Annotated in this window: 3 protein-coding genes; 1 reads left to right on the plus strand and 2 read right to left on the minus strand. The window is 46.5% G+C overall.

The annotated features are described in order from the left end of the window. Positions 1 to 277: 277 nt before the first annotated feature. A complete protein-coding gene (ctpB, locus tag O9332_RS26870; protein WP_043999194.1) occupies positions 278 to 1,603 on the minus strand; it encodes a carboxyl-terminal processing protease CtpB in 1,326 nt (441 codons plus the stop codon). Positions 1,604 to 1,745: 142 nt separating this feature from the next. Next, positions 1,746 to 2,165 carry an NUDIX hydrolase gene (locus O9332_RS26875; RefSeq protein WP_002760597.1) on the minus strand — a complete coding sequence of 140 codons (420 nt, stop codon included), beginning with the start codon at positions 2,163 to 2,165 and terminating at the stop codon, positions 1,746 to 1,748. Between O9332_RS26875 and O9332_RS26880 the strand changes: the two genes are divergently transcribed. Continuing rightward, a complete protein-coding gene (locus O9332_RS26880) occupies positions 2,098 to 2,292 on the plus strand; it encodes a hypothetical protein (RefSeq protein WP_288028103.1) in 195 nt (64 codons plus the stop codon). The genes O9332_RS26875 and O9332_RS26880 overlap by 68 nt on opposite strands. Positions 2,293 to 2,399 lie beyond the last annotated feature (107 nt).

Consider the following 2,399-nt stretch of genomic DNA (forward strand, 5'->3'; position numbering starts at 1 on the left):
ATGGGAGTGATCAGGGGGAAATTCAGGGACTTTTTCCCTGAAAATTAGGTAATTGACCCCCTCAAAATCGGTAAAACCCCACACCCCACACCCCACACCCTACACCCTGCCCCTAGGAAAAACTTTTTCAGCAGACCCTAAGTAGGGAGGCACAATTATTTGTAGGATGGGTTAGCGGTAGCGTAACATGAGCGGGCGTTGGGTTTCATGCTTCAACCCAACCTACGTTCATCTTATATTTAATTCCACCTACCTACTTAGACATTATTGAGGACAATTATTCGGCTCGACTACTCAAAGGGTTATTGAGATTGCTAGTGCCAGGACGTTTAACACTATGGGATTGTAGCAGCGAGATCGCCTGTTGGTACTGGGGATCATCCTTAGTTCCCACCAAAGAAGGATCATCGCGGAAGCGCAGCTGTTGTTCCTGGGTTAACTCGATCTGCACATCGGGTTTAATGCCTTTTTTGTAGATATTTTCGCCGTTGGGGGGATAATAACGGGCAATTGTCACCGCTAAACCGGAACCATCGGAGAGGGTGTGTACCGATTGGACGGTACTCTTGCCATAGGTCGATGTACCCACTAAAGTCGCCCGGCCATTTTCTTTCAGCGCCCCGGCGAGGATTTCGCTGGCGCTGGCGGAACCTTTATTCACCAAGACCACGAGGGGTAAATCGGTAATAGCGGTGTTATTGGCGATAAATTGGCGATCACCGCCCCGTCGATCGATGGTGCTAACGATTTTGCCCTGTTTCATCCACATGCGAGCGATATCGACACTAGCAAATAGTAAACCCCCGGGGTTGCCCCGCAGATCGAGAACATAGCCGGATACCTGTTGTTGACTTAATTCCTCGATCGCTTCTTTCATTTGTTCGGCTGCGTGGGAACTAAATTCATCCAGTTTAATATAACCAACTTTCACCCCACCTTCTTGTTTAAGGGTATAGCTAACCGAGGGGATTTCGATATCTACCCGGGTCAAAGTCACTTCAAATACACCTCGATCGGGACGGGCAAGCTGTAAACTAACGCTAGTACCCACTTCTCCCTGTAGGGCTTCCATTGCTTGTTCTAGGGTCATTAAAGCGGTGGGTTTGCCATTAATTCTGATCAGGCGATCGCCGCTTTTCACTCCCGCTTCCTTGGCGGGGGATTTTTTCACCGTATCGACAACGATCAGATCGCTAGTGCGTTTATCGAGGGCTAAACGTACCCCAATTCCCGATAATTCTCCGGAAGTTTGACTGGTGAGGACAGAAAATTCCCTAGGAGTTAAAAAACGGGTATAAGTATCACCCAATTCCTTTAAAGCTTCCCGAATTGCCGTGTAAGCTTGTTGGGGATTAGTATAATTTCTGCTTAACAATTCTTGACGTTTTTTTTGCCAATCGATTTGATGAAAACTACGATCTACAAATTCATTATTAACAATTTGCCAGACCTGGTCGATGACTGCTTTCGGGTTATCTTCTAAGGGTTTTTCCCCTTTGGCTGCGGGGGTGAGAACCATCAGGGAACTAACTGCTAGGGTAGCGATCGCACCTCCAGATAGGAGTTTCTGCACGGAAACGAACGAGGGACGCGACTGGTTCATAAAGACAAAGCCAAAATAAGATTGACGTTTAGATAAAGCCATTCAAAAAGCGGGAGCATTTTGCCTTCGAGGGAGGTGAGGAGCAGTGTTAACTACGACTTTCGTATAGATAGGGGAGTTCCTTGTCTGGCTCTAATATCCACTATAATTCTACTTCTAGAAAATCGAGTAATATCTGGCGATGAATTTTTCCTAAAGGACGAGTCTGATTAATCTTCTGGGAATAGTATTCCCCTTGAAGGATGGCAGCCGGGGGTAATAATGCTAAATCTTGCCCTTCCGTTTGCACTAATTTTTCTAATTCCAGGGTCAGGGGTACATGATAAAGATAACGAGAGAGATTATCATCGTTATAACAGCGAAAATGGCGTAAACTAGGAGCTTCGTAGTTAATTTCTTCTTTTAACTCTCGTTTTAACCCTATTTCTGGACTTTCACCCGCTTCTAAGTGACCACCAAATAAACCCCACACCCCCGGATAGAGAATCGTCGGGATGTCGTCGCGCAACTGCATTAAAAATCGACCGTCCTGTTCCAAAATCGCCAAAGCAACAAATATCATCAGTTATCAGTTATCAGTTATCAGTTATCAGGAGTCAGGAGTCAGGAGTCAGGAGACGGGAGACTATTTTATTTATTCTCCCCACACCCCACACCCCACACCCCACACCCCACACCCGTTACAGTAGAGCAGGAAGTCGCCTTCCCACCCCCTGCTTCAAAACCGGACTTACGACTTTCGCCGTATCCGGCTCCTGAGTAACTAGGCTACTGTCATTAGTAGAATAATAATGGG

It is taken from the genome of Microcystis sp. LE19-10.1B, assembly GCF_027530565.1.
Taxonomy (GTDB): domain Bacteria; phylum Cyanobacteriota; class Cyanobacteriia; order Cyanobacteriales; family Microcystaceae; genus Microcystis; species Microcystis aeruginosa.

Excerpts from the sequence above, each read along its gene's own strand:
- ctpB (WP_043999194.1), bottom strand. The coding sequence starts at position 1,603 with ATGAACCAGTCGCGTCCCTCGTTCGTTTCCGTGCAGAAACTCCTATCT.
- O9332_RS26880 (WP_288028103.1), top strand. The coding sequence starts at position 2,098 with ATGTCGTCGCGCAACTGCATTAAAAATCGACCGTCCTGTTCCAAAATC.
- O9332_RS26875 (WP_002760597.1), bottom strand. The coding sequence starts at position 2,165 with ATGATATTTGTTGCTTTGGCGATTTTGGAACAGGACGGTCGATTTTTA.